21 protein-coding genes are annotated in these 25,912 nt (G+C 27.9%); 16 read left to right on the top strand and 5 right to left on the bottom strand.

The genetic code is table 11. The features are described from left to right. Positions 1–54: 54 nt before the first annotated feature. The gene (locus tag IC218_RS08245; protein ID WP_227432507.1) at positions 55–972 is read right to left on the bottom strand and encodes a ribonuclease Z; all 918 of its coding nucleotides are present in this window, start codon (positions 970–972) and stop codon (positions 55–57) included. 206 nt (positions 973–1,178) lie between these two features. Between IC218_RS08245 and IC218_RS08240 the strand changes: the two genes are divergently transcribed. The 10 genes from IC218_RS08240 to IC218_RS08195 all read left to right on the top strand — a co-directional run bounded on the left by IC218_RS08240 (position 1,179) and on the right by IC218_RS08195 (position 13,026). Further along, a complete protein-coding gene (locus tag IC218_RS08240) occupies positions 1,179–2,063 on the top strand; it encodes a DUF4846 domain-containing protein (protein ID WP_227824195.1) in 885 nt (294 codons plus the stop codon). Positions 2,064–2,270: 207 nt separating this feature from the next. Beyond that, positions 2,271–4,178: a bifunctional metallophosphatase/5'-nucleotidase gene (locus IC218_RS08235; protein WP_227824194.1), complete on the top strand. Its 1,908-nt coding sequence runs from the start codon at positions 2,271–2,273 to the stop codon at positions 4,176–4,178. Positions 4,179–4,516: 338 nt separating this feature from the next. Next, positions 4,517–5,224, top strand: coding sequence for a response regulator transcription factor (locus IC218_RS08230; RefSeq protein ID WP_227432510.1), 708 nt, complete (start codon positions 4,517–4,519; stop codon positions 5,222–5,224). After that, positions 5,218–6,528, top strand: coding sequence for a sensor histidine kinase (locus IC218_RS08225; protein ID WP_227824193.1), 1,311 nt, complete (start codon positions 5,218–5,220; stop codon positions 6,526–6,528). Before IC218_RS08230 ends, IC218_RS08225 begins: the two co-directional genes overlap by 7 nt. 115 nt (positions 6,529–6,643) lie before the next feature. After that, complete coding sequence (locus IC218_RS08220; RefSeq protein WP_227432512.1) at positions 6,644–7,327, top strand: ABC transporter ATP-binding protein; 684 nt, start codon at positions 6,644–6,646, stop codon at positions 7,325–7,327. Beyond that, on the top strand, positions 7,320–9,704 hold the full coding sequence (locus IC218_RS08215) for an ABC transporter permease (RefSeq protein ID WP_227482866.1): 2,385 nt from the start codon (positions 7,320–7,322) through the stop codon (positions 9,702–9,704). Before IC218_RS08220 ends, IC218_RS08215 begins: the two co-directional genes overlap by 8 nt. A gap of 321 nt (positions 9,705–10,025) precedes the next feature. Then, positions 10,026–11,168 (top strand): pyridoxal-phosphate-dependent aminotransferase family protein, encoded by a 1,143-nt coding sequence (locus IC218_RS08210; RefSeq protein ID WP_227824192.1) that lies wholly within the window; start codon positions 10,026–10,028, stop codon positions 11,166–11,168. 25 nt (positions 11,169–11,193) lie between these two features. Next, positions 11,194–11,718: an ECF transporter S component gene (locus IC218_RS08205; protein WP_227432515.1), complete on the top strand. Its 525-nt coding sequence runs from the start codon at positions 11,194–11,196 to the stop codon at positions 11,716–11,718. A gap of 99 nt (positions 11,719–11,817) precedes the next feature. Next, positions 11,818–12,636: a helix-turn-helix domain-containing protein gene (locus tag IC218_RS08200; protein ID WP_227432516.1), complete on the top strand. Its 819-nt coding sequence runs from the start codon at positions 11,818–11,820 to the stop codon at positions 12,634–12,636. Between the two features lie 78 nt (positions 12,637–12,714). Then, positions 12,715–13,026: an antibiotic biosynthesis monooxygenase gene (locus tag IC218_RS08195; protein ID WP_227824191.1), complete on the top strand. Its 312-nt coding sequence runs from the start codon at positions 12,715–12,717 to the stop codon at positions 13,024–13,026. A gap of 103 nt (positions 13,027–13,129) precedes the next feature. On the opposite strand, the gene IC218_RS08190 is transcribed toward IC218_RS08195, so the two are convergent. Together IC218_RS08190 and recX are read right to left on the bottom strand one after the other, a co-directional pair. Then, a complete protein-coding gene (locus IC218_RS08190) occupies positions 13,130–15,133 on the bottom strand; it encodes an alpha-amylase family glycosyl hydrolase (RefSeq protein WP_227482865.1) in 2,004 nt (667 codons plus the stop codon). Between the two features lie 162 nt (positions 15,134–15,295). After that, positions 15,296–15,934 (bottom strand): recombination regulator RecX, encoded by a 639-nt coding sequence (gene recX, locus IC218_RS08185; RefSeq protein WP_227432519.1) that lies wholly within the window; start codon positions 15,932–15,934, stop codon positions 15,296–15,298. A 275-nt stretch (positions 15,935–16,209) separates the two neighbouring features. Here recX and nadD point away from each other — a divergent pair, with 275 nt between their 5' ends. The 4 genes from nadD to leuS all read left to right on the top strand — a co-directional run bounded on the left by nadD (position 16,210) and on the right by leuS (position 20,710). Continuing rightward, complete coding sequence (nadD, locus tag IC218_RS08180; RefSeq protein ID WP_227432520.1) at positions 16,210–16,899, top strand: nicotinate-nucleotide adenylyltransferase; 690 nt, start codon at positions 16,210–16,212, stop codon at positions 16,897–16,899. Next, positions 16,900–17,472 carry a bis(5'-nucleosyl)-tetraphosphatase (symmetrical) YqeK gene (yqeK, locus tag IC218_RS08175; RefSeq protein WP_227432521.1) on the top strand — a complete coding sequence of 191 codons (573 nt, stop codon included), beginning with the start codon at positions 16,900–16,902 and terminating at the stop codon, positions 17,470–17,472. It begins immediately after the preceding gene. Positions 17,473–17,588: 116 nt separating this feature from the next. Next, on the top strand, positions 17,589–17,939 hold the full coding sequence (gene rsfS / locus IC218_RS08170; RefSeq protein WP_227432522.1) for a ribosome silencing factor: 351 nt from the start codon (positions 17,589–17,591) through the stop codon (positions 17,937–17,939). Between the two features lie 350 nt (positions 17,940–18,289). Further along, the gene (leuS, locus tag IC218_RS08165) at positions 18,290–20,710 is read left to right on the top strand and encodes a leucine--tRNA ligase (RefSeq protein WP_227432523.1); all 2,421 of its coding nucleotides are present in this window, start codon (positions 18,290–18,292) and stop codon (positions 20,708–20,710) included. 111 nt (positions 20,711–20,821) lie between these two features. On the opposite strand, the gene IC218_RS08160 is transcribed toward leuS, so the two are convergent. Together IC218_RS08160 and aspD are read right to left on the bottom strand one after the other, a co-directional pair. After that, positions 20,822–21,817 carry an asparaginase gene (locus tag IC218_RS08160; RefSeq protein ID WP_227432524.1) on the bottom strand — a complete coding sequence of 332 codons (996 nt, stop codon included), beginning with the start codon at positions 21,815–21,817 and terminating at the stop codon, positions 20,822–20,824. 120 nt (positions 21,818–21,937) lie between these two features. Then, on the bottom strand, positions 21,938–23,566 hold the full coding sequence (gene aspD / locus IC218_RS08155; protein WP_227824190.1) for an aspartate 4-decarboxylase: 1,629 nt from the start codon (positions 23,564–23,566) through the stop codon (positions 21,938–21,940). Between the two features lie 653 nt (positions 23,567–24,219). Here aspD and ilvA point away from each other — a divergent pair. Both ilvA and IC218_RS08145 read left to right on the top strand, forming a co-directional pair. Further along, positions 24,220–25,437, top strand: coding sequence for a threonine ammonia-lyase (gene ilvA / locus IC218_RS08150; RefSeq protein ID WP_227432526.1), 1,218 nt, complete (start codon positions 24,220–24,222; stop codon positions 25,435–25,437). Between the two features lie 93 nt (positions 25,438–25,530). After that, positions 25,531–25,911 (top strand): RidA family protein, encoded by a 381-nt coding sequence (locus IC218_RS08145; RefSeq protein ID WP_227432527.1) that lies wholly within the window; start codon positions 25,531–25,533, stop codon positions 25,909–25,911. Position 25,912 lies beyond the last annotated feature (1 nt).

Genomic DNA, 25,912 nt, shown 5'->3' with positions numbered 1-25,912 from the left:
AGTTCATTCCTAAATTTTTATTAAGTATAATTTTTACTAAAGCTGTAAAATTAATTATTCATCAAAATTTAAGTGTAAGCTAAGTCTATCTTCACCAATAATCGTATTTTCAAAAACATTAGTAGCATTTTCTAAGTACATGTTAGGCATATCTAATGATGGGCTAAAGTGTGTCAATAAAAGTTGCTTAACATTTCCTAGTTTTGCAAGGTTTGCAGCTTCTCTAAAAGTCATATGCTTATTTTTGACAGCTTTTGAAATATCTAAATCATCACCATACATAGCTTCACATATAAATAAATCGCTATCTTTTATAAAGTTAGGTATTGAGTCTATAGGTCTTGTATCTGTTGTAAGACTTACTTTAACTCCTTTTCTTGGTTCTCCTAAAACCATGTCTGGAGTGTATTTTTTTGAATTTAAAACTACACTTTGACCATCCTGAAGATTTTTCCATATTGTTTTAGGAACTTTATTTTGAGTTGCTTTATTTATATCAAATTTAGGATTTCGTTTAAAATTAAAACTGTATCCTATACACTCTATAGAGTGTTCTAAATGGATTGTTGAAATCTCTATGTTTTTCAAATACTCATTATCTAAAGAAAAACTACCTTGAGGATTTTCTATAATTTTTAAAGTATAGGGTATGTATTCTACTAAATTTCTCATAGAACGAATACAATCAATTATTCCAATAGGACCAACTATAGTTAAATCACTTGTACGACCGCTATTTCCAATCGTTGATAGAAGCCCTAAAAGTCCAAATATATGGTCACCATGTAAATGTGTTATACAAATCAAGTCTATATCTTTAAAGCCACATTTTTTCAACTTCATAGATACTTGAGTGCCTTCACCACAATCAATTAGTATTTTTCTGCCTTTATAATTCATGAATACAGAAGACAAAAATCTATGTGGCATGGGTACATTTCCACCACATCCAAGTAAAGTTAAATCTATCATTTTTTCCCCTTTCTAAAATTAACACAAATCTGTTGTTTGTTTTTATTATGATATCCTATTATAATTATTTTAACATTAAATACAACAATAAATGTGCATTTGAGTCAAGAAATATTAGTAAATAGAAATTTTGTATAATAGTATACAAGAACTCTATAAGTATAACTTTGCATTTATTTTTGAAAAATTTATAGGAGGTAAATCTAATGAAACCGTCAAAGAAAATTACTATTTTATCATTGATGATATTGACTTTAGTTGGATGCAGTAATGGGGAAAGTAAAAAAACAGTTGAAGGTTCTAACCATATTCAAAATTCTAAAAAAGAAGAGCAATCTATCGTAGTACATAAAGATGAAAATATATTAAAAGATAGGTATGAGCCACCAAAAGGATTTAAAAGGGTTGATGTAGAAAAAGGTAGCTTTGAAAGTTTTTTGAGGAATACTAAGTTAAAAAATTATGGTGAGAAAGTTAAGTATTACGATGGTAGAACTAAGGAATCAAAAGGTATCTATGATAGTGTATTCGATGTCAATATTGGTGATAGAGATTTGCATCAATGTGCAGATGCAATTATGCTTATGAGAGCAGAATACCTGTATCAGAATAAGAGATATGATGAAATAAGCTTTGACTTTGTGGATGGTTTTAAGGCTAAGTATTCAAAATGGGCAGAAGGATATAGGATTTCAGTAAAAGATAGTGGTTCAAGTTGGTATAAAGCAAGTGAATATTCAACATCATATGATAGTTTTAGAAAATTTATGGATATAGTATTTGCTTATTCAGGCACTTTATCACTTGAAAAAGAATTAAAACCTGTGCAACTTGATGATATGAAAATAGGGGATGTTTTTATAGTTGGAGGCAGTCCAGGACATGCAAGTATAATTATGGATATGGCAGAAAATGAAAAAACCGGAGAAAAGGTCTTTATGATAGCTCAAAGTTATATGCCTGCTCAACAAACTCAGCTTCTTATTAATCGTAAACAACCAAATTTAAGTCCTTGGTATAACTTGAATTTTGAGGGGGATTTAACAGTTCCTCAATGGACTTTTAAAAGAGACCAGCTAAAAAGGTTCTAAAAAATACATATAAAATAAATGAAAATATAAGTGTGAAAAAATGTAACTAGATTAAAACTTGTTGGATATGGACAAAATTAAATTGATAGATAAATATTAAAATCGAAATGATTAACTTCATATATTCTAATATTTATCTAAAAAGCTTTATCTTAAAATAAGAGTCTTATTTTAAAGCTGAAACTAATTTTAGGAGGATAACTTATATTGAAAATTAGAAGATATTTAATTTTAGTAATTATAATTCTAATTACAACAGGCCAGAGTTTTATTTCTTATGGACTAGAGAGTTTTGAAGAAAGTTATAAAAGTGTAGAACAATTAAATAACTTTAAGCACAAAATAGAAAACTCATCTAAAGAAATAACAATTTTTCACACTAATGACATACATGGAAGATATGCTGAAGGTGATGAATATATACAAATAGGTAATCTAGCTACATTAAAAAAGGAAACTCCAAATTCAATTTTAGTAGATGCAGGAGATTGCTTACATGGGTTACCAATAGTAAATATGAATAAAGGTGAAGATGCAATTAAATTAATTAAAAGTGTTGGATATGACTATATTACTCCAGGAAATCATGACTTCAATTATGGAAAGGATAGATTATTAGAGCTATCTAAAATTGCTAATTCAGGAGATAAAACTTTAAAATTTTTAGCATCAAATATATTTGAAGATGATGAGAACATATTTGACAGTAATGATATAAAAGAAATAGATGGTATAAAAATAGGATTTTTTGGGCTTACAACCCAAGAAACAAAAAGTAAGACAGGCTCTAAAAATGTAGAAGGATTAGAGTTTAGAAATCCTATAGAAAGTGCAAAAGAGCAAGTAAATGAATTAAAAAGAAAAGGTGCTGATGTAATAGTTGCAATATCACATATTGGAACTAATAGTTTAAGTAAGCCAAATAGTATAGATATAGCAAATAAAGTTAATGGTATTGATTTAATTATTGATGGTCATAGCCATACTAAGTTTGAAAATGGTAAACAGGTTGGTGATACACTGATTGTAAGCACAGGGCAATATCTAGAACATATTGGTGAAGTAAAGTTAACATTGGATACTAATGATACAGAACATATAAAAATAGAAAATAAATCAGCAAGATTAATTGAAAAAGAAGAAGCATTAGAGTATAAGCTTGATTCTAACATAAGTGAAAAGATTGGTGAAATAAAGAAACAGCAGGAACAAGTTTTAGATAAAGTGATAGGAGTAACAAAAAATACTCTAGATGGCTCATATGAAAATGTAAGGACAAAAGAAACGAATCTAGGAAATTTAATAGGTGATATCTTATTAGATAAAACTAAAGCAGATATTTCGCTATTTAATGGGGGGAATATAAGAGATACAATTGAAAAAGGGGATATAACAATAGGAAGTATTGCAGATGTATTCCCTTTTAGCAATACTATAGTTACTAAAAAACTTACAGGAGAACAAATTAAAAGTGTTTTAGAACATGGAGTAAAACTGTATCCAGAAAAAAATTCAGCCTTTTTACAAGTGTGTGGAATCTCATACTATTTTGACCCAAAGCAGAAAGAAGGAGAAAAAATAACTGGTATTATGAAAGATGGAAAATCACTTGACATGAATAAAGAGTATACAGTTGCAACCAATGATTATATAGCACTAGGTGGAGATGAATTTCCTTGCTTATCAAAAGAACCAATCTTAGAAGATTTTGGAAGTTTAGAAAGCGCAGTAATTGAGTATATAGAGTATAAAAAAGAAATCTGCAAGAGTGTAGATGGAAGAATTAGCATTAAAACTAAGGAAGAATTGATAATTAAAAGTAATGAGAGTAACTTAGTATTAAATGGTGATGAAGATAATTTAAATGATAGTGAAGACAGTGCAAATAATGAGGATACTAAAAACTCAAATGAGAATAAACGTAAAAATTTAGATAAAATGAAAGCTAGAGAAAGTTCTAATATAAAAGCATCTAAAGCAGAAATTAAAGAAAAATCTCCTAAAACAGGCGATTTAGGTATCAAAGATAGTATGTTTATATTTGTAGCTTCGAGTGTTTTAATTTACTTATTCAATAATAATCAGATAAATTTAAAAAATAAAAAAGTAAAATAAAATTAGTAATAAAATCAATAATAAAATAGAATTAATAATTATTTATTGATAAATAGGTATTGATTATTATATAAAATACAAACCTAAGCAAAGGTAATTGGATGTTTAAATACTGGATTACCTTTGTTTTTTTATTTATGTATAGTAATATCGAATCAATAATTGTACCCTTGATTAAAAACAAATATATTATTAACTTATCATTGGTATGTTTATTTTATTATCTAAGTGTGTAAAATCTTCTTGATGATTAAAAAATATTTATAAATTGTCAAATAAAATGGCTTAGTTAGTATGATATAATTTAGCTAGTATACATAATAATGGAGGAGAAAAACATGAATAATATATTACTTTTAGAAGATGATAAATCTTTAAATAGAGGGATTAGCTTTAAATTAAAAAAAGAGGGATACAATGTTTTTAATACATTTAGTATAGAAGAGGCAAGAGGTATTTTTTTTAAAGAGGATATAAATTTAATTATTTCTGATATAGGTTTACCAGATGGAAGTGGGTTTGATTTTTGTGAGGAGATTAGAAAGAAAAGTGATGTTTATATAATAATGCTTACAGCACTTGATGAAGAAGTGGATATTGTTACAGGTTATGATTTAGGTGCAGATGATTATATTACAAAGCCATTTAGTTTGATGGTATTAATCTCAAAAGTAAATGCATTTATGAAAAGGGTAAATACAGTAAAAAATTACACTTTACTGGTTTGTGATGATTTGTTTTTTTATTATATAGAAAATAAACTGATTATAAAAAATGATGACAAGGAAGAAGAAATAATTTTAAGTAAAACAGAGACTAAACTATTAAGATATTTGATGGAAAATTCAATGCAAGCTTTGACCAAAGAACAACTATTAGAATCTTTATGGGATAGTAGTGGTAATTTTGTAGATGATAATACAGTTGCAGTAAATATAAGAAGACTTAGACAAAAAGTAGAAAAGAATCCTTCTGAACCTAAGTATATAAAAACAGTAAGAGGAGTTGGATATATATGGGGTGAAAGGAGTATAAAAAAATGTTAAAAGATATAAATACCAAAGAAAATTTTAGTATTAAAGAGGACTATATAATGAAAAAGGCTGTTATATATTCTATTTTATCCATGCTTGTGGTAACACTTGCATTTATATTTTTTGAATATAATAGACTATATGTTTTATATGAACATCAAATAAAAAATACTCAAAGTATGGCAGGTATGTTGATTGAAAAATATCCAGATGATGAGGTAGATATAGTAAAGTCTATTTATAATTTTGACTATAGTAATGCAGAGGTTGGAGAAAAAGCACTTGAAAAATTTGGATATGGGCTAGAAAATAAAATGTCAAATGATAAAAACTTTGGCATATATTTAAAATCTTTTTTTAAAGAATCAATTTTTGTTTTTTTAATAATGTTTATAGCCGTTACAGGAATAATATATTATTTTATAAGATACATAAACAAAAGATTAAGCAAGATTTATTTTATAGTGGAGCAAATGGCACAAGAAAATTATTTAAAAGAAGGTAGCAAGTTAGATAATTCTGGTTATTTGGTAGAATATAATGAGTATTTTAAAGAGGGTACATTTAGTAAGATTAACAATTGCCTGTATGAGTTAAATAGAAGTTTAAAGATAAAATTTATTAAATTAGAAAAAGAAAAGGAAAGTGTAAAATCATTAGTAACAGACATTTCTCATCAATTAAAAACTCCCTTAGCATCATTAAAATTATATAATACATTACTTATAGAAGAAGACTTAGACGAAGATGAAGCACATGAGTTTTTATTAACTAATAAAAATTCTATAAATAAATTGGAAAATTTAATAAATTCTTTAGTTAACATATCAAGACTAGAGATTAGTATGATAAGCATAAAAAAAGAAGATAATAACATAAAAAGTACTATTTTAAATGCTATAGAAAGTATAACTCCTAAAGCGAGAATTAAAAATATAACATTAAAAATAAATGAATTTAATAGTAGAATTATACCTCACGATAAAAAATGGACTGAGGAAAGTATTTTTAATGTATTAGACAATGCTGTTAAGTATACAGAAAGAAATGGAGAAGTAAATATATCCATAGAAGAGACTGTAAACTATTTTAAAATCATAATAGAGGATAATGGTAAAGGAATTGCAAAAAATGAATTTAATAACATATTTAAACGTTTTTATAGAGGAACAGATGAAGAAATTGAATCTATAGAAGGTAGTGGTGTAGGATTGTATTTAAGTAGAAAAATTTTGGAAGAACAAGGTGGTAATATCATGGTATCTTCTAATCTAGGAAAAGGAAGTAAGTTTTCTTTGTTTCTTACAACTATGTAATGTTTACTGAAAGGAGAATGTAATCCTCTACATATATTATATAAGTATAAACAGCTCCACAAATTAGAAGTAGATGATTAAGGAGCAACATAACTTAGAGTGAGGGGATAATTTTATGAAAATACTATATACTGAAAGTTTATCAAAACATTATGGAGAAGGAGAAAGTTTAGTAAAAGCTTTAGATGATGTAAATTTAGAAATAAATGAAGGTGAATTTGTAGCTATAATAGGTAAATCTGGTTCTGGAAAAAGTACATTGTTACATATGATAGGTGGTCTTGATATACCTACATCTGGCAAGGTATACATTGATAATAAAAACATATTTACATTGAAAGAAGAAGAACTTGCCGTATTTAGAAGAAGAAAAATAGGCTTTATATTTCAAAGCTACAATCTAATTCCATCTCTTAATGTATGGGAAAATGTAGTATTACCAATCGGTCTAGATGGTAGAACTGTGGATGAACAATTTATAAAAGACCTTTTAAAATCTTTGGGGCTTGAAAATAAACACGATGTTTTACCAAATACATTATCAGGAGGTCAACAACAAAGAGTAGCAATAGCAAGAGCTTTGGCAACAAGACCAGCCATAATACTTGCTGATGAGCCAACTGGAAACTTGGATTCCAAAACATCAGATGAAGTTATGAGTATACTAAAGTCTATGTCTAAGAAATATAGTCAAACTTTGGTTATGATAACTCATGATGATAGTATAGCTCAAATGGCTGATAGAGTTATATTTATAGAGGATGGTAAGGTGTCAAAGGTTGGTGACAAAAATGATTAATACTACTAAAATAGCAAAAAGTAATGTAAAACAAAATAAATCAAAAAGTATATTAATAATAATAACTATAATACTTTCAACATTGATGCTTTCATCTATAGGTATTTATATTGTCGATACAAGAGAATATCAAAAGGAAAATACAATAAAGTATTCAGGCAATTATCAAGGAGTATTAGCAAATGTAAATGAAAAACAAGCTGAAATATTAAGTAATCATGCAGATATTGAACTAGCTGGAAAAATGAATGGAGTGGGTGTTGAGAAGCTAGAAGATGATACAACCATTTCATTATCATATATGAATGAAGAGGGTTTAAAATTAAATAATTTTGAATTTATAAAAGGAAAATTACCAACAAAAGAAAATGAAATAGTACTAGATAGTGGAGCTTTAAAAGCATTAGGTCATGGTCAAAAATTAGGTGAAAAAATAAAAGTACCTTATGATGATTATAAAAGCGACAAAAGAATAGAAAAAGAATTTATAATAACTGGAATCTTAGAAACTAGTGAAATATATGAAGCAGGAAAGAATTATTCTGCTATTATATCAGAAACATATATGAAAAATACTAGAGATATGTCACAAGAAGATTTCAATATATATGTTAAATTAAAAGATAAGAGTGATTTATCTATAGAACAGGCAAAAGAAAAATTAAATAAGATTGCAAATGATATAGGATTAGATACTAATAATATACTTGTAAATGAAAATTATATAAATGCTTTAAAACCAGATAGTGAAACAATGATAGGAGGAGTTCTTATAGGCTTAGTAATTGTATTGTCTAGTATATTGGTAATATACAATATATTCTACATCTCAATAGTTACTAAAGTACAAGAGTTTGGAAAACTTAGAGCAATTGGTGCAACTAAAAAACAAGTAAAAGCAATAGTGTTTAAGGAAGGCTTTATATTAGCAGGAATAGCAATACCAGTAGGAACAATTTTAGGTTATGCACTTGCAAATATTATAATAAAATCATTTATGGATGTAGATGTAAAATCATCACAATTACCAGTGCTATTATTGGTTGTGGTAATAAGTTTTATATCTGTTGTTTTATCACTTTTGAAACCAATGAAAGTAGCTTCAAAGGTATCTATAGTTGATGCAGTAAGATATACTGGAAATGAAATAAGTGGTAAAAATGATAGAAAAGGACATAAAAATATAAATTTAAAGAATTTATCAAAAGCAAATTTAGAAAGAAATAAAAAGCGTACTTATATGACACTGACATCTCTTATGTTAAGTGGAACTATATTTATAACAGTATCTACTGCTTTAGAAAGTTTTAATGCTGAGAAGATGGCTAGAGAGCATTTTCCTTATGATATAGAAGTTAGATTTACTGGATATGAAATGGATAGCGACAAGAATCCTGAAAGTAATTTGAATATTCTACAAATGAATAATCCATTAGGTAAAGACTTTTTAAACCAAGTAAAGAGTATAGAAGGAGTCAAAAAAACTGAATTAGGAAATTCTGTAAAAATTGGGATGGAGGATTATAATGTTGAGTTTAAACATGACCTTTTACAGAGCATAAATGAAAATGATGTGAAGGATTTAAATAAAAACCTAATAGATGGAAAAATAAATTTTGAAGGGTTACAAACAGGAAACGAAATAGTCATTACTCACCTTGATACAGCAAAAGAAATGGGTGTAAAGGCTGGAGATAAAATAAAATTAACTCTATATGATGGAGATAAAGAGATAAAAAAAGAATTTAAAGTTCAAGCAATAGCTATGGGAACTCCAAGTTTTGGTATAGGAAAAGATTTTATAGATAGAGCTTTGAAATATGATACAACAAGTACCATTGGAATATATACTGAAGAAGGAAAATATCAAGAAGTTAAAGATGCTATAAAGAAAATTGCTAAATCTAATGGATATTTAGAAGCGGATTTTTTAGATAGTAGAATAGAATCAAATAAGATGATGATTTCATTTATAAAAATAATGGGCTATACTTTAACTGGTATAATAGGTGTTATTGGATTTATGAATCTTGTAAATACAATGATAACTAGTATAGTTACTAGAAAAAAAGAACTTGGTATGCTTCAAGCAATTGGACTTACTAATAGACAATTAGTAAAAATGCTTAATTCAGAAGCTATATATTATACTTCTAGAATGATGATAGGAAGTATTGTCTTTGGAGGTATATTAGGATACATTGCAGTTGTATTTTTAAGAAAAACTGGATTATCTTATGCAACATATGCATTACCAATAGTACCAATTTTATTTATGGTTGTATTTATCCTTATAGCTCAATTTATAACAACTTATTTAATAGGAAGAAGCTTTAACAAAGAATCTCTTATTGATAGAGTAAGATATAGTGAATAAAAATATATAAAAAGCTATATTTAATTTTTAAACAGGATTATAGAAGATATAAAAATAGAGTTAAATAGGTTAATAATATACAAATACAGGGCAAGTGGCTTAAATGTTCATATGTCCTGTATTTTGTTGTTTTTACTGTTATAAAATTCTTATTAATATAACTTATCAATTTAAGTTGTAAGTGATAGTGTGTTTAATGTTCAGAAGATTGTTATCAGAAAAAAATGTATTGGTACAATTCTAAAAAAATATAAAATTGTACCATGAAAAATGAAAATTTTGTATAATAATCGTATAGAAAATAAAAAGGAGCTGATATATATGAATAATAAAATTAATTATGCACCAGGACCAACAGAAACTAGAGAAAATGTAAGGCTAATAAGAGCAGAGAAAACAACTAACCCAGATATAGATGTTGATTTTGTTGAGTTTTATAAGAAGACATGTGAAAAGTTCGGAAATATAGTTGGTACAAAGAATGATATTTACATATTAAGTGGTGAAGGAATATTGGGACTTGAAGCAGCTTGTGCTTCACTGACAGAGAAGGGTGATAGAGTTCTTGTAATTGACAATGGTATATATGGAGAAGGATTTAAAGACTTTGTAAAAATGTATGGTGGAGAGTATGTGCTTTTTTCAAGTCAATATACAAAAAGTATAGATGTTGATGAGTTAAGAAAGTTTTTAGAAAAGGATAATAACTTTAAATATGCAACAGTGGTTCATTGTGATACTCCAACAGGTGTATTAAATGATGTAAGTGAGATATGTCCGCTATTGAAGGAATATGGAATCTTAACTGTAGTGGATTCTGTGGCAGGTATGGTGGGTGAAAGGTTAAATGTAGATGAATCTAAAATAGATGTAATATTAGGCGGTTCTCAAAAAGCTATTTCTGCACCTGCGGGTCTTACTATAGTCGGTATAAGTCAAGATGCAAAAAATTGTATAAAAAATAGAAAAACAGACATAGTAGGTTTTTATTGTAATTTAAGTATATGGGAAGGATATTACGAAAAAAAATATTTCCCTTATACAATGCCAATAAGTGACATAATGGGTCTTGATAGAGCCTTAGACAATATACTAGAAGAGGGTGTGGAAAAGGTATTAAGTAGACATGAGAAAATAGCTTCTAGTGTAAGACAAGCTGTTGAAGAATATGGTTTAGAATTGTTTTTAGAAGAAGGATATTCTAATACAGTGACAGCAATAAAAATACCTAAAAGTATAGGAGCATTAAAACTTACTGATTATATGCTTAAAAATTACAATACACTTGTTGCAACATCATTAAATCAATATATGGATGCTATTTTGAGAATAGGTCATATGGGGGAAAATGCTAGTCTTGATAAAATAGTTCACATATTAAATGTATTGGATAAAAGTTTAAAAGTATTAGAATTTAATACAAATGGAAGTTTAGTAGATTTATTTAATAAATATTATTTTTAGTCACAATATAAAAGGAGGATGTGGCATGGAAGCTACAGCTAAACAGAAATTTACAACAAAAGATTTGGTAGAAACGTCACTATTAATAGCGTTAGTATTTGTTGCAACCAAGTTTATAAATATAAGATTGCCAATATCTATAAATGGAGGTCTTGTACATTTAGGAACAGCAATGTTATTTATATCAGCAATAGTATTTGGAAGTAAAAAAGGTGCGTTATCAGGTGCTATTGGGATGGCTCTTTTTGATTTGATATCTGGGTGGACTCTATGGGCTCCATTTACATTTATAGTTAGAGGTATTATGGGGTATTTACTTGGAAAGATTGTATGGGCAAATGGCAAGAATGGAGAAAATTTTTTGATTAATGTAATAGGAGTAGTAGTTTCATCAATTTGGATGTTGTTTGGATATTATGTAACAGAGGTTATACTTTATGGTAATTTTATAATTCCACTTACTTCAATACCAGGCAATTTAATGCAGGTGTTAATAGGTCTTATAATAGCACTTCCTATTTCTAAAGCATTAAAAAAATGTATAAGATAGATATGGAATAGATTAAGTTTTTGATAGGATAAATTATATTGTATAATATAAAGATAAAGTATATAATGATAAAAAAATTTAGGATAGAGGTTAATTACAATGTTATCAGTTACAAGGTATGCAGTTAGAAATGTTCGTTTAAAACCCTGGGTAAAGTTTATTTGGTACCTTGAAACAAAATCAAATATATTGCTAAATAATAAGTTATTACCTACAGATAGTATAGATATTATCATTAATCTTTCTGATGTTATGGAATATAAGATTGAAAATCAAAATTATAATGCAAGTAATATACATTTTAATGGAATAAGAGATAAGCATGGATTTGTTATTCAACGTGGAAATATACGTGTGATGGGTATTTCTTTTTATCCATTTGGGCTCTATCCATTTTTAAAGATACCAATTTCAGAGTTTAAGGGTCAACTTGTTGACTTAAAACAAGTATCAAAAGGTTTTGTTGGGAAATTGGAAAGTACATTAAATCAAATATTATCAATAGAAGATATAGTTTTACATTTAGAAAAAATATTAGTATCTGTATTAGATGAAAATTTGGTTATAAATAAGATGATAAATCTCCTAGATTTATTTATATACAATAATCAATATAGCACTATAAAATTGTTTTGTGATGAGATGAACATAAATATTAAAACTTTAGAAAGAGCTTGTTTAAAATATACTGGGTATACACCTAAAATACTAAGGAAAATATATAGATTTAAAATGGTAAGTAATCAGCTTATTTATAGCTCTAAAAATAATAACTTTCTTGACTTAATTTATGAAAATGAATATTATGACCAAGCTCATTTTATTAAAGAATTTAAACAGTTTTCAGGAGTATCGCCAATTAAATTTATTAAAGAGAATAAAACTATTAAAGAAAACACAACGTACAACTATTTATAATTATATTGTCGATTTTTTACAATACCTTTAATTTACTTCTTGTTATGATGTAAGAAAGATAAATAGGAGGGTTTGTATATGAAAATTATTACAGAAATAGTAGAATTTAATGTGGAAGAGCATTTATCAAAAGATGCATTTGTAGAGATTGTAAATGATTTAGAAATAAATTTTCACTCTGTTCAATCGGGCTTTATTGATACTGAACTTTTATATGATGAAAAAACTCAAAAATGGATTATGATACAACACTGGGATTCTATAGAAAATCTTAAAAGTGCTTCTAGTAAAATGTTTAAAAATACATCTACTGAAAAATTTAGAAATGCTCTAAAGGCACAGACTGTTAAGATGAATATAATTCCACAAATTAAAAGTTGGAAGTTATAATGTCAGATATAAAAAATAATTAATTAGCAAGAAAATAAATCAGCCAAATAACATTTTGTATTAAAATCAAAATTGTTATTTGGCTTTTAGTAGTTATTTATATCTAGATAATATTATTTAAAAATACTATTGCTGTGAGAGATGCAATAGGTATTTTAGAAGATGGAGGAGTAGAAGTAAAATAGATATCGTAGTCTATTAAGTTTTCTGGTCTTGTTTTTCCTCCAAACTCTATCATATCAGTACTTAATACTGTCTTGTATTTTTTGTCTTGGAATTTTGATATGTCTACTGATTGCATCAGATTAGGATGGAAATTAAATATAAATAAATATTTACCCTTACTGTATACTAAAAGTTTTTTATCATTATCTATATGTATAAGTTCATAACTATTCTGTGCAAAAATATCACTGTATTTTGTAAGTTCAAGCATAGATTTATCAAAGTTCAATAGTTGTTTATATTTTAAGTTATCATTTTCTGAAAGACTCCATTGTCTTCTAGCATATTTATAACTCCAATTGTTTCCTTCACGTGGAAAGTCAATCCACTCAGGGTGTCCAAATTCATTTCCCATAAAATTTAGGTATCCTTCACCAGCTAGAGAAAATGTTGCTAATTTAATTAATTTGTTTAGAGACATGGCTCTATCAATAATATGATTATTTGAGTTTATTTCCATATTCCAATACATTTCTTTATCTGCTAACCAAAATATAATTGTCTTATCACCAACTAATGCTTGGTCATGAGATTCACAATATCCAATGTTTTTTTCACCAGGACGTCTAGTAGTAAGCTCGTACCACATTTTGCCTAAATCCCAATTTTCATCAGAAGATTTTGAGATAGTTTTTATCCAAAAATCAGGTACTCCCATTGCTAATCTATAGTCAAAGCCAATTCCACCATCTCTTATAGGTATACACATTCCAGGCATTCCACTCATATCTTCTGCAATGCTTATTGAATTAGGTTTGATTTCTTTTATTAATTCATTTGCAAATTGAAGATATGTTATAGCTTCCATATCCGTGTTTGCACTGAAATACTTTTTATAACTGTCAAATGAAACTCCAAGACCGTGGTTATGATATAGCATTGAGGTTACGCCATCAAATCTAAAACCATCAAAATGATACTCATTTAGCCAAAATTTTATATTTGAAAGTAAAAAATGAATTACCTCAGGCTTACCATAGTTAAAGAGTTTTGTTCCCCAAGCAGGGTGATTACCTTTTGAACCTGAATGGAAAAATTGATGTTCACTTCCATCAAATTCATTTATTCCCTCTAAAGTATTTTTTACAGCATGAGAGTGAACTAAGTCTAATAAAACAGCAATTCCCATTGAATGAGCTGTATTTATAAGGTTTTTTAAGTCTTCAGGAGTACCAAATCTAGATGAAATTGCATAAAAGTTTGAAACTTGGTATCCAAAAGAAGCATAATATGGATGTTCCATGATAGCCATAAGTTGAATAGTATTGTATCCAGCTTTCTTTATCCTAGGAAGTATATTTTCAGTAAATTCATTATAAGTTCCAATAGATTCTTTTTCAGTAGCCATACCTATATGACATTCGTAGATTAAAGGGAAAGTTATGTTTTTTAAATCAAATTCATTATCAGTCCAATTAAATGGAGTTTTTGGTTGCCATATCTGCCCATTAAAGCTACCAGAATCCTTTTGGATTACCCTCTTTATGTATAATGGTATGCGGTCAAATGTTTCCCCATTTGTAGTGACTTGTACCTTTACCTCAGATTTATGAGGTAAGCTGTTTTTATCAGGTATAAAAATTTCCCAATTACCAGAATCTATTTTTTTTAGAGGATGGGATTTTCTATTCCAATTATTAAAGTCACCAATTAATGATAAACTATCTGCATTTGGAGCCCACTCTCTATAAAACCATCCATCATTTGTTTGATGGAATCCATAATAAAGATGACCATTTGCAAAAGAATTAAAATCTTCACAGCTAGTTAATATTTTTGCTTTTACATCTTCATAGTGTTTCATCCTTTTTTTTATGTCAGACTCAAATGGTTGTAGATAAACATCAACGTCTAAAATTTTAAATCTTTCTTGACTTTTCATTTGATTTTCCCTCCATAATAAGTATTATATTTTAATAAAATAATACTTATCTCATACTATCTTCTCTATATAATTGATATATATTATATAATCCTAATAAAAAGCTTAAACCACCAATAATTAGTTTCATAATTTACCTCCTTAGTATATTTAAAAATATACTTATATATCAGATTCATCAAAATTTAAAAGTTTATTTAAAACTCTTTTAATAATATCATAATCAAAGCCTTTATAGGAAAGATGTTGAGAAATTTTTTGATATATTTTCTTTTTATCTTCTTTTTTTACCCTTTCATATCTTTTTTTTGCTAGATACATGGCATTTTCAAATTCAGTATCTTTGTCTAATTCTGATACTGCTTCATCAATTGCACTTCTTTCAATACCTTTATTATATAAATTTTGTTTAATTCTGTTTTTGCCACATTTGTTTAAATTAACATTGGTATTAACTATTTTCTGAGCCAATATATTGTCATTTACCAGATTATAATTTTTAAGAAAATCTATAACTCTATCAATTGTATCCTCTTCAAAATCTGCTGATAGTTTTTCTTTCATTTTTTTTTCAGACTGGTCAGCACGAGACAAAATATTTAATGCTTTATTTTTAGCTTTTATATACATCTCATCATCTAAAATGGATTTTAATTCCTCTTCATTTACTTCATTTCCTTTTTTTAAATTAAATGTATAAACAAGTTCTTTAAATATAGCAATAAAAAATTTATCATCTACATAAATATTTACTCTATCATCATTTCTTTTTTGTTGTTCTATTTTTGTAATTATACTCATAATTGCTCCTTTTTTATATGTAATTATATTAACAAAAGTAACTAATAAAATTTAATAAAAAACTTATAATTATAGGTTATATTTAATCTAAATTAAGACAAAATAATAAAAAGTTATTTTTATTAAAAAGTTAAGTGAAACTATGTTAAATAATTATTTTTTAAAGTGTTTTTTACCATATAAATATGATTATATACCAAAAAAAATAATTTATAAGCTTTAAGAAATAAAAAATAATGGTACAATAGTATTATAACATTAAAAGGAGACAAAATATGAGAAGTAAAAATCTAGTTCAGAAGGCAGAATTGAAAAATACTGAAAAACTAGAGAAATTTAATCGCCATAAAGGCAAAATCAAAATAGGTATATTAGGAGGTACTTTTGACCCTATACACTATGCTCATTTAGCAACAGCAGAGTTTATTAGAGATAAGTATGAGATTGACAAAATTATCTTTATACCATCAGGAAATCCACCACATAAACTAGGTATCACTACAAATAAGTATGATAGATACAATATGACACTTCTAGCAACTGAAAGCAATGAAGATTTTTTAGTTTCAAAAGTAGAAATCGAAAGAAATAAAAGGACTTATACAATCGATACATTAAAATATTTAAAGAAAAAATACAAAAATGCTGATATTTACTTTATAACAGGGGCAGATGCTATTTGTAGTGTTGAAGAGTGGAAAGATGTAAAGAAAAACTTTGAGTTAGCTACTTTTATAGCTGCAACTAGACCAGGTATTAGCTTATTAAGGTCACAAGAAACTATAGAGAAACTGACTAAAAAATATAATGCTGACATTATAACAGTTTACGTTCCATCATTGGATATATCATCCACATATATAAGGGAACAGCTAAATGAAGGAAAGTCTATACGTTACTTAGTACCCGAAAATGTAGAAAATTATTTGTATGAAAATAAACTATATCAATATGGAGATGATTAAATGAACTTAGAGAATATTAACCAGAGATTAAATCAAATGCTACCAGTAGGAAGGCTTAGCCATTCAAAAAATGTTGCAGAATGTGCTGTAAAATTGTGTGAAATTTATGGATGTGACAAAGAAAAAGCCTATATAGCGGGGATGATTCATGATTGTGCGAAATACTTAAGTGATAAAGAAGTAGAGGATTATGTTAATAAGTATGAAATATACTTAGACCCAATAGAAGATGGAAACCGCTCTCTATCACATAGTGTGATAGGGTCATACATATGTGAATATGAGTTTGGTATAGAAGATGAAGATATTATAAATGCAATTAAATACCATACAACAGGAAGAGAAGATATGTCTCTTTTAGAAAAAATAATTTACATAGCAGATTTAATTGAAGAAGGAAGAAAATTTCCAGTTGTAGATACATTGAGAGAATTAGCCTATGAAGGTAAGCTTGACGAAGCACTTTTAACTTCATTTAATAATACTTTAATGTTTGTTATTAATAAAAAAGAAGAAATACATCCAAGAACTGTTATGGCAAGAAACTACCTAATTAAAGAAAAGTTATTATAAAAATCTTATATAAAGGCAAACATATTAATAAAATTAAAGTTGACTATGTTACAAAATCGTATTAATATGTTAGAATAACTAAGTGTATTTAAATTAGGAAAGTGAGGAAATTTTATATGACAGTGGAACAAATGACAAAAATAGCATATGATGCCATAGAAGATAAGCTGGGTCAAGATACAGTTATAATAAATATAGGAAAAGTTTCTAGTTTATGTGATTATTTTGTTATTACTACAGCATCTTCTCAAAGACAAGTAAAAGCTATAGCTGATAATGTTGAAGATGAATTAGCAAAACTAGGATTAGAACCAAGAGGAAAAGAAGGACAAGGAACTCAAACTTGGGTACTTCTTGACTATGGAGATATAATGGTTCACGTATTTAATGAGGAAAATAGAGGATTTTATAATTTAGAAAAATTATGGAAAGATGCACCTTATATAGATATTGACACATTAGCATAAACATGATAATATATGTTATTATAGTTAGAAAATTTCAAAAATTGTATTGAATTGAATAGACTAGAGCAGTAAAAGATTATATTTTTTCAGAGAGTTAGTGGAAGGTGAGAACTAATATTATATAACTTTGAACTTACTAGATTAAAACCTATTCTCCATGGCTGGATTAAAAGCTATCTAAGAGAGTCTATAAAAGTAGGCTAATTAGGGTGGTACCGCGAAGATTTATCCTCGTCCCTAAACGCAAGTTTAGTGACGAGGATTTTTTATTTTCAAAGAATTATTTGGAAATTATAAGTAAATAATATTAAACAAAGTAGTTGAACACAACTAAAAACAGGAGGCAAAATATGAGCGTATATAATTTTAAACAAGTAGAATCGAAATGGCAAAAAATTTGGAAAGATAATGACCAATACAAAATGGATACAGCACAAACTGAAAAACCTAATTATTACACATTAGAAATGTTCCCTTATCCATCTGGAAAGATACACATGGGACATGTTAGAAATTATTCTATAGGCGATGTTGTCGCAAGATTCAAAAAAATGGAAGGTTATAATGTACTTCATCCGATGGGATGGGATTCTTTTGGTTTACCAGCTGAAAATGCAGCTATAAAACATGGAATACATCCACATAAATGGACAATGGAAAATATAGAAGAAATGAAAGAACAATTAAATTTATTAGGGCTTAGCTATGATTGGGATAAAGAAGTAGCAACTTCAACTCCAGAATACTATAGATTTACTCAAGAAATATTTTTGAAATTTTTAGAACATGGACTTGCATATAAGAAAAAATCTTATGTTAACTGGTGTCCTTCTTGTGAGACTGTTCTTGCAAATGAACAAGTTGTTCAAGGAGCATGTGAAAGATGTAAATCAACAGTATTAAAGAAAGACTTGGAACAATGGTATTTTAAAACTACTGAATTTGCAGAAGAATTACTTAATGATTTAGACACATTAGATGGATGGCCAGAAAAAGTTAAAATAATGCAAAGAAACTGGATAGGAAAAAGTACAGGAGCAGATTTAGTATTTGATATAGATGGAACTGACAAATCTATGACAGTATTTACAACTAGACCAGATACAACTTATGGAGTTACTTATATGGTACTTGCTCCAGAACATGAACTAGTTAAAGAATTGGTTGCTGGTACTGAGTATGAAGCAGATGTTGAAGCTTTTGTTCAAAAAATGCACACTATGACAGAAATAGAGAGAACAGCAGCTGATGTAGAAAAAGAAGGTATGTTTATAGGTAGATATGTTATAAATCCTTTAAATGGAAAAAAAGTTCCTCTATGGATAGCAAACTATGTATTAGTTGAATATGGAACAGGTGCTATAATGGCAGTTCCTGCACATGATGAAAGAGACAGAGATTTTGCTGAAAAATATAATCTAGATATAATAGATGTAATAACAGAAGATAATAAAATGATAAATTCAGAAGAATTTGATGGATTAGATGCTTCAGAAGGATTTGAAGGAATAATAAATAAATTAGAAAAAGAAGGTAGAGGAAAGAGAACAATTAATTATAGATTAAGAGACTGGTTAGTTTCAAGACAAAGATATTGGGGTTGTCCTATACCTGTAGTTTATTGTGATGAGTGTGGAATAGTTCCAGTTAAGAAAGAAGATTTACCAGTTCTTTTACCAACAGATGTTGAATTTACTGGAAAAGGTGAGTCTCCACTTACTACTTCAAAACAGTTTATGTCAGCAACTTGTCCTCACTGTGGAAAACCAGCGAGAAGAGAAGTTGACACTATGGATACATTTGTTGATTCTTCTTGGTATTTCTTAAGATATGTAGACAATAAAAATGAAGATGAACCATTTAGTAAAGATTTAGTTAACAGATGGCATCCAGTAGACCAATATATAGGTGGAGTAGAGCATGCTATAATGCATTTACTTTATGCTAGATGGTTTGTAAAAGCATTTAAGAGTATGGGCATGGTAGACTTTGATGAACCATTTAAAAACTTACTTACTCAAGGTATGGTTCTTATGGATGGTTCTAAAATGAGTAAGTCTAAAGGAAATACAGTATCTCCTATGGATATAATTGATGAATATGGAGCAGATACTGCAAGACTTTTCGTATTATTTGCAGCACCACCAGAAAGAGATTTAGACTGGTCAGAACAAGGTGTTGATGGATGCTTTAGATTCTTAAATAGAGTATATAGATTAGTTGATGAGTTAGCAGATGTCTTCAAAAAAGATGTTGAGTTTGGCGAGTTAAGTTCTCAAGATAAAGATATGAGATATACTATACATTCTACACTTAAAAAAGTTACTGTAGATTTAAGTGAGAAATTTGGATTTAACACTGCTATATCAGCTCTTATGGAATTAATAAATGATATGTACAAATATAAGGAGCTAGATAATATCAATGAAGCAGTTATAAAAGAAGGTGTACAAACAATCGTAACTATAATTTCACCATTTGCACCTCATTTAGGTGAAGAATTATGGACTATGATAGGTCAAGAAGGAAGTGTATTTGATATAGACTGGCCTAAATATGATGAAAAAGCTTTAGTAAAAGATGAAATAGAAGTTGTTGTACAAGTTAATGGAAAGGTTAGAGGAAAGTTAACTGTTAGCTCAAATATATCTAAAGAAGATATGGAAAAAGTGGCCTTAGAAGATGAAAAAATTAAAGCTCTAGTTGAAGATAAAACTATAGTTAAAGTTGTTGCAGTGCCTAAGAAATTAGTTAATATAGTTGTGAAATAAAAAAGTTGTGGAATAAATAAAAAAAGAGAACTATAAAATAAAATCCCCTTATTGCAATATAAGTAAAAGATTGCAGTAAGGGGACGTTTTATTTTAAACTCTATAATATAATTAACAGTAGATTCCTTTTTCAAAGAAGTCTTTGATTTCATCAATATTATTAGTCTTTCCAAGAGCTAAAATAAGTTTTATTCTAGCTTTTTGACCTGGAAGGTCTCCACCAAATATACATCCTATATTTTTTAAGTCTCTACCAGAACCAAAGTAACCATAACTATCAAATACTCTACCTGAATGGCATCTAGAAACTATAACAACAGGAAGTCCTTTTTCCCTTGCATATTCAACACCAGAAAGCATTAGAGGAGGAATATTGCCTCTACCCATAGCTTCAATAACTATACCTTTATATCCACTATCAACAGCAAATCTTATAAAATCTGCATCTTCTCCAACATATGCTTTAAATAGTGCAACTTTAGATTCTACTTTATCAGTATCTATAATGGTTCTATTTACAATATCTCTCGTAAGAACAAGTTCGTTACAGTCGATTATTCCTAATGGACCACTAGTTAAAGATTTAAATGTATTTAAAGAAAGTGTATTTGTTTTAGTAGCTTCAGAAGCCAATAGCACTTCGTTGTTTAAAACTACAAGAACTCCTTTACCCATAGCATCTTTAGATACAGCAGTACAAACTGATGCAGATAAATTGCTTGAACCATCATAGCCAAGTTCAGAGCTACTTCTCATAGCACCTGTAACTATTACAGGCTTAATATTATCAATTGTAAGGTCTAGAAAATAAGCAGTTTCTTCTAAACTATCAGTACCATGTGTTATTACAACTCCTGTGATATCTTTTCTTGCTAATAAATCATTTACATAATTTTTTAATTCCATCATTCTACAAGGTGTTATGTGAGGTCCTGGAATTTCATCAAAATTAAAAACTTCAACATCTGCAACTTTATCAATATTAGTGACCATAGATAATATTTGTTCCCCAGATAAAGTTGGTATAGCAGCACCTACTTTATCATCTACTGTCATAGATATAGTTCCACCAGTAAAGACTATGGCAACTTTTTTCTTAATACTCATAATATTCTCTGCCTTTCACAAATAAAATTTATAATTCCGATAGGATTATATCAAAAAAAATTATTTAGGTCTATATAAATCCTTTTATTCACATAATTTAGACATTTCAGTGTAATAGGATTATTTTTTTGTTTTTTCCCATTCAGCAATATAGCTATTCAATATTTCTCTTATTGCTTTCCCTATTTTAGTGTAGGCTTCATCATATAGATTTGCTAAAGATATTCTAATTGACCATTCAGGTCCATAGAATCCATTTCCACTAAGTAAGACTACTGAATAATCATTAGCCAATCTATAAAGTATATCTACTGGAGAGGCATTCTTACTTATAAATTTGAATAAATCTTCTCCATAGTTTATTTTAGCCCATTCTTCAATATCAAATTGAGTATAATATGCAGCATTATTTTTATTTTTATTAACTGGAAGCTCTAAAGCTTCAAACAATAGTTTTTGACGTCTATGACATATACTCATATTAAGTTTTTTGTAAGCATCAACTTTATCAATTAATGCAAAGGCAGAGAAAAATGACATTTGAACTTGTTGTGGAGTTGAAAGACCAGCAGTATGATTAAGAGCAACAAGTCTACTATCAGCAACAACTCTTTCCATAAATGAAAGACTAGAAGGATTAAGACTCATATCACTGTAACGCTTATCTACTGATTTCTTCAATTCTCCAGTTAAATCATTTATTTTTTTATCAAAAACATTCTTTTTATGAAGAGCGAATGTACCAAGTCTCCATCCTGTAACTCCAAAATATTTTGAATAAGAATAAACTCCAACAGTGTTATAAGGAAGTTTTGACATTAATGATGAGAAATCTTCTACAAAAGTCCCATATACATCATCTGATATTATCATTAAATCCTTATTATAATTTTCAATTACATCTATTAGATTATTACAAGATGTCTCATCCATAGCTATAGATGCAGGGTTGTTAGGATTAACAACAAATAAAGCCTTAATAGAATTGTCACGAAGCTTTTCCAATTCTTTTTTAGTATACTGCCATGTATGAGCACCTTTTTCATCAACTGCATTTGCGTTTATGTTTACAACTTTAAAATCATAGCGAGGAAGATTAGGTATCTCAAGATAAGGTGTAAATATAGGAGTCATTAAAGCTACTGTATCGCCTTTTTTTAAAAGTTCATTTGCCATTAATGAATCAAATATATAACACATAGCAGCTGTAGCACCTTCAACAGCGAATATTTCTACATCACCATATTTACTTGATATATCATATTTCATTTCTTGAACTAAATAATCATGCACTATTTTTTCCATATGAGGCAACATTCTATCTGGAAGTGGATAATTATCACCAATAATCCCATCAGCTAGTTCATGAACAAATTCATCGCCATCGAATCCAAGTTCATTTATACCAAAATTTATAATATCTCTAGCTAAGTATGCTCCAGGCATATCTATATTTTCATTTATATATTTAAAGAATCTTTCCTTAATGCCCTTTTTTTGAGGCATACCAGCTAAATGTCCTAAATCCCAATTAGAACGTGTTTCAGTAATCGCAAAATGACCAAAAGTGAAAAAAGCTTCTCTAGCAGTTGAACAAGTCCAATTTGGATTTCCACGACCTGCATCAAGTAGTTCTCTATGATTTTCATTTGCAGTATGTTTCGCAATATCTATTAATTTGTCCTTAAATTCAAAAGGACTTATTTTTCCATATATGTTTTTGATTTCTTTATAAGTATTATTTTTCATGTTTAATTCCTCCTTATGTAATAAGTTTCACATTTTTATAATAAAATAAACAAGTTCCTAAAATGATTATACTTTAATTATAATAGGTTTATAGAAAAAGTAAAGTATAAAATTAAAATAATAACTCTATTTAGCTTTATAAAATGTATGTTAAAAGATAAAATACCTTTTAATAAAAAATGATTACTATATAAAATAAAACTCTAATTTAACTTGCATTTTATTTTTTTTGTTATATTTGTTGTAAAAGGTACAGTTTTATTATTATGAAAATGTGTAAAATAAAACTTTTTTTATTTAATGTTGTTTATAAAAATATTTTAGGTTAGATGTGGTAATATTAATGTTATTAAAGAGAATAAAAAAACAATTTTTAATTAAGTAAAATAATATAAATATAAATTTTAATAAAAATAATAAAGAATAAACTGTTATTTTGATAAAAATGTAAAAATTATTTTAATATTATCATTTAGCGTAATCTAACTTAATTGAATAGATGTGTTTATTGTATTCAATTGTTGTATTTTTAGTTTTTTTGTGATTAATTAAAAAATTATAAAAATCGTTTACATGTTGATTTTTAAAAAAAAAAGATATAGAATTATATAGAAAGTAATAAATAAAAATTGGATTTACGGGAGTGGAATAAAATGATAAATGTTACCTTAACAGATGTGAAAGAAGCTAGAGAGACCATTAAAGACATAGTTAAAAAAACTGATTTACTTGAAAGCGTTAAACTTAGCGAAAAAACAGGAGCGAATGTTTTCTATAAATGTGAAAACCTTCAAAAAACAGGGTCTTTTAAATTAAGAGGAGCTTGTAATAAAATAGCAAGTTTAACCGATGAAGAAAAAGCAAGTGGAGTAATAGCTTCAAGTGCAGGAAATCATGCACAAGGTGTCGCATTAGGCGCAAAAATGACTGGTATAAAATCTACAATAGTAATGCCAGCAACGGCACCATTGGCAAAAGTTAGTGCAACTAAAGGTTATGGAGCAGAAGTAGTTTTAAATGGTGCAGTTTATGATGATGCATATGCAAAAGCTGTTGAAATACAAAAAGAAACAGGAGCAACTTTCTTACATCCATTCAATGATAAATATGTTATAGCAGGGCAAGGAACTATATCTCTTGAAATTTTCGAACAATTAAATAATAAGGTTGATACTATACTATGCCCAGTTGGTGGTGGAGGAATAATATCTGGTGTTGCTGTTGCAGCAAAGGCATTAAATCCTAATGTAAAAATAGTTGGTGTTCAAACTGCAAATATACCTTCAATGAAAGAGTCAATTAAAAACGGAAAAGTAACAACAGCATTTAATGATAGTACAATAGCTGATGGTATAGCTGTTAAAACTCCTGGAGACTTAACTTTTGAAATAATAAATGAATTAGTTGATGAAATAGTAGTAGTTGAAGAAATAGAAATAGCTGAATCAATATTATTTATGATGGAAAGTCAAAAGATAGTTTCAGAAGGTGCAGGGGCTGTGTGTACAGCTGCAATATTAAGTGGTAAATATGCACCAGCAAAAGATGAAAACGTAGTGTGTATAATATCTGGTGGTAATATAGATATAAATACATTATATAGAATAATAGGTGTTGCTCTAGCTAAAGAAGGAAGAAGATATTCATTTAGTACAATTATGGAAGATAAGCCAGGAAACTTTGCTGAATTAACTAGAATAATAAGTGAGAATGGTGGAAATATTTTAAGTGCTAATCAAGGTAAATTATCAGCAGGTGAAGCTCTAGGAAAACAAAGTGCGGAATTTATATTAGAAACAATAGATTATGACCATATAGCAAAAATAAAGAACGCAATAGAAGAAAAAGGTTTTAAAATTATAGAATTATAATAAAAGTGTATATAATATACAAGAAAAATAGTATAATAGTGTATGAAGATACATTTTATGTATAGTAGATTAACCAATTAGGAGGATTTTAATATGAAACATGAAGTATTACATACTAATGATGCACCAGCAGCGTTAGGACCATATTCTCAAGCTATAAAAGCTGGAAACTTATTATTTGTATCTGGACAAGTTCCACTTGTGCCAGAAACTATGGAAGTAGTTGAAGGAGATGTACAAGCTCAAACTGCTCAATCTCTAAAAAATCTTAAAGCAATATTAGCTGAAAGTGGAGCTGATTTTTCAAATGTAGTTAAAACTACAGTATTTATAAAAGATATGAATGAATTTGGGGCTATAAACGAAGTTTATGCTGAGTATTTTGGAGAAAATAAACCAGCAAGAGCTTGTGTAGAAGTTGCTAGATTACCAAAAGACGTTAAAGTTGAAATAGAAGTAATAGCTGTATTATAAG

It is taken from the genome of Clostridioides sp. ES-S-0005-03 (genome assembly GCF_020658455.1).
GTDB lineage: Bacteria > Bacillota > Clostridia > Peptostreptococcales > Peptostreptococcaceae > Clostridioides.
This window is presented reverse-complemented; position numbering and strand designations above follow the sequence as displayed.

Excerpts from the sequence above, each read along its gene's own strand:
- IC218_RS08245 (WP_227432507.1), bottom strand. The coding sequence starts at position 972 with ATGATAGATTTAACTTTACTTGGATGTGGTGGAAATGTACCCATGCCA.
- IC218_RS08240 (WP_227824195.1), top strand. The coding sequence starts at position 1,179 with ATGAAACCGTCAAAGAAAATTACTATTTTATCATTGATGATATTGACT.
- IC218_RS08230 (WP_227432510.1), top strand. The coding sequence starts at position 4,517 with ATGAATAATATATTACTTTTAGAAGATGATAAATCTTTAAATAGAGGG.
- IC218_RS08225 (WP_227824193.1), top strand. The coding sequence starts at position 5,218 with ATGTTAAAAGATATAAATACCAAAGAAAATTTTAGTATTAAAGAGGAC.
- IC218_RS08220 (WP_227432512.1), top strand. The coding sequence starts at position 6,644 with ATGAAAATACTATATACTGAAAGTTTATCAAAACATTATGGAGAAGGA.
- IC218_RS08215 (WP_227482866.1), top strand. The coding sequence starts at position 7,320 with ATGATTAATACTACTAAAATAGCAAAAAGTAATGTAAAACAAAATAAA.
- IC218_RS08210 (WP_227824192.1), top strand. The coding sequence starts at position 10,026 with ATGAATAATAAAATTAATTATGCACCAGGACCAACAGAAACTAGAGAA.
- IC218_RS08205 (WP_227432515.1), top strand. The coding sequence starts at position 11,194 with ATGGAAGCTACAGCTAAACAGAAATTTACAACAAAAGATTTGGTAGAA.
- IC218_RS08200 (WP_227432516.1), top strand. The coding sequence starts at position 11,818 with ATGTTATCAGTTACAAGGTATGCAGTTAGAAATGTTCGTTTAAAACCC.
- IC218_RS08195 (WP_227824191.1), top strand. The coding sequence starts at position 12,715 with ATGAAAATTATTACAGAAATAGTAGAATTTAATGTGGAAGAGCATTTA.
- IC218_RS08190 (WP_227482865.1), bottom strand. The coding sequence starts at position 15,133 with ATGAAAAGTCAAGAAAGATTTAAAATTTTAGACGTTGATGTTTATCTA.
- recX (WP_227432519.1), bottom strand. The coding sequence starts at position 15,934 with ATGAGTATAATTACAAAAATAGAACAACAAAAAAGAAATGATGATAGA.
- nadD (WP_227432520.1), top strand. The coding sequence starts at position 16,210 with ATGAGAAGTAAAAATCTAGTTCAGAAGGCAGAATTGAAAAATACTGAA.
- yqeK (WP_227432521.1), top strand. The coding sequence starts at position 16,900 with ATGAACTTAGAGAATATTAACCAGAGATTAAATCAAATGCTACCAGTA.
- rsfS (WP_227432522.1), top strand. The coding sequence starts at position 17,589 with ATGACAGTGGAACAAATGACAAAAATAGCATATGATGCCATAGAAGAT.
- leuS (WP_227432523.1), top strand. The coding sequence starts at position 18,290 with ATGAGCGTATATAATTTTAAACAAGTAGAATCGAAATGGCAAAAAATT.
- IC218_RS08160 (WP_227432524.1), bottom strand. The coding sequence starts at position 21,817 with ATGAGTATTAAGAAAAAAGTTGCCATAGTCTTTACTGGTGGAACTATA.
- aspD (WP_227824190.1), bottom strand. The coding sequence starts at position 23,566 with ATGAAAAATAATACTTATAAAGAAATCAAAAACATATATGGAAAAATA.
- ilvA (WP_227432526.1), top strand. The coding sequence starts at position 24,220 with ATGATAAATGTTACCTTAACAGATGTGAAAGAAGCTAGAGAGACCATT.
- IC218_RS08145 (WP_227432527.1), top strand. The coding sequence starts at position 25,531 with ATGAAACATGAAGTATTACATACTAATGATGCACCAGCAGCGTTAGGA.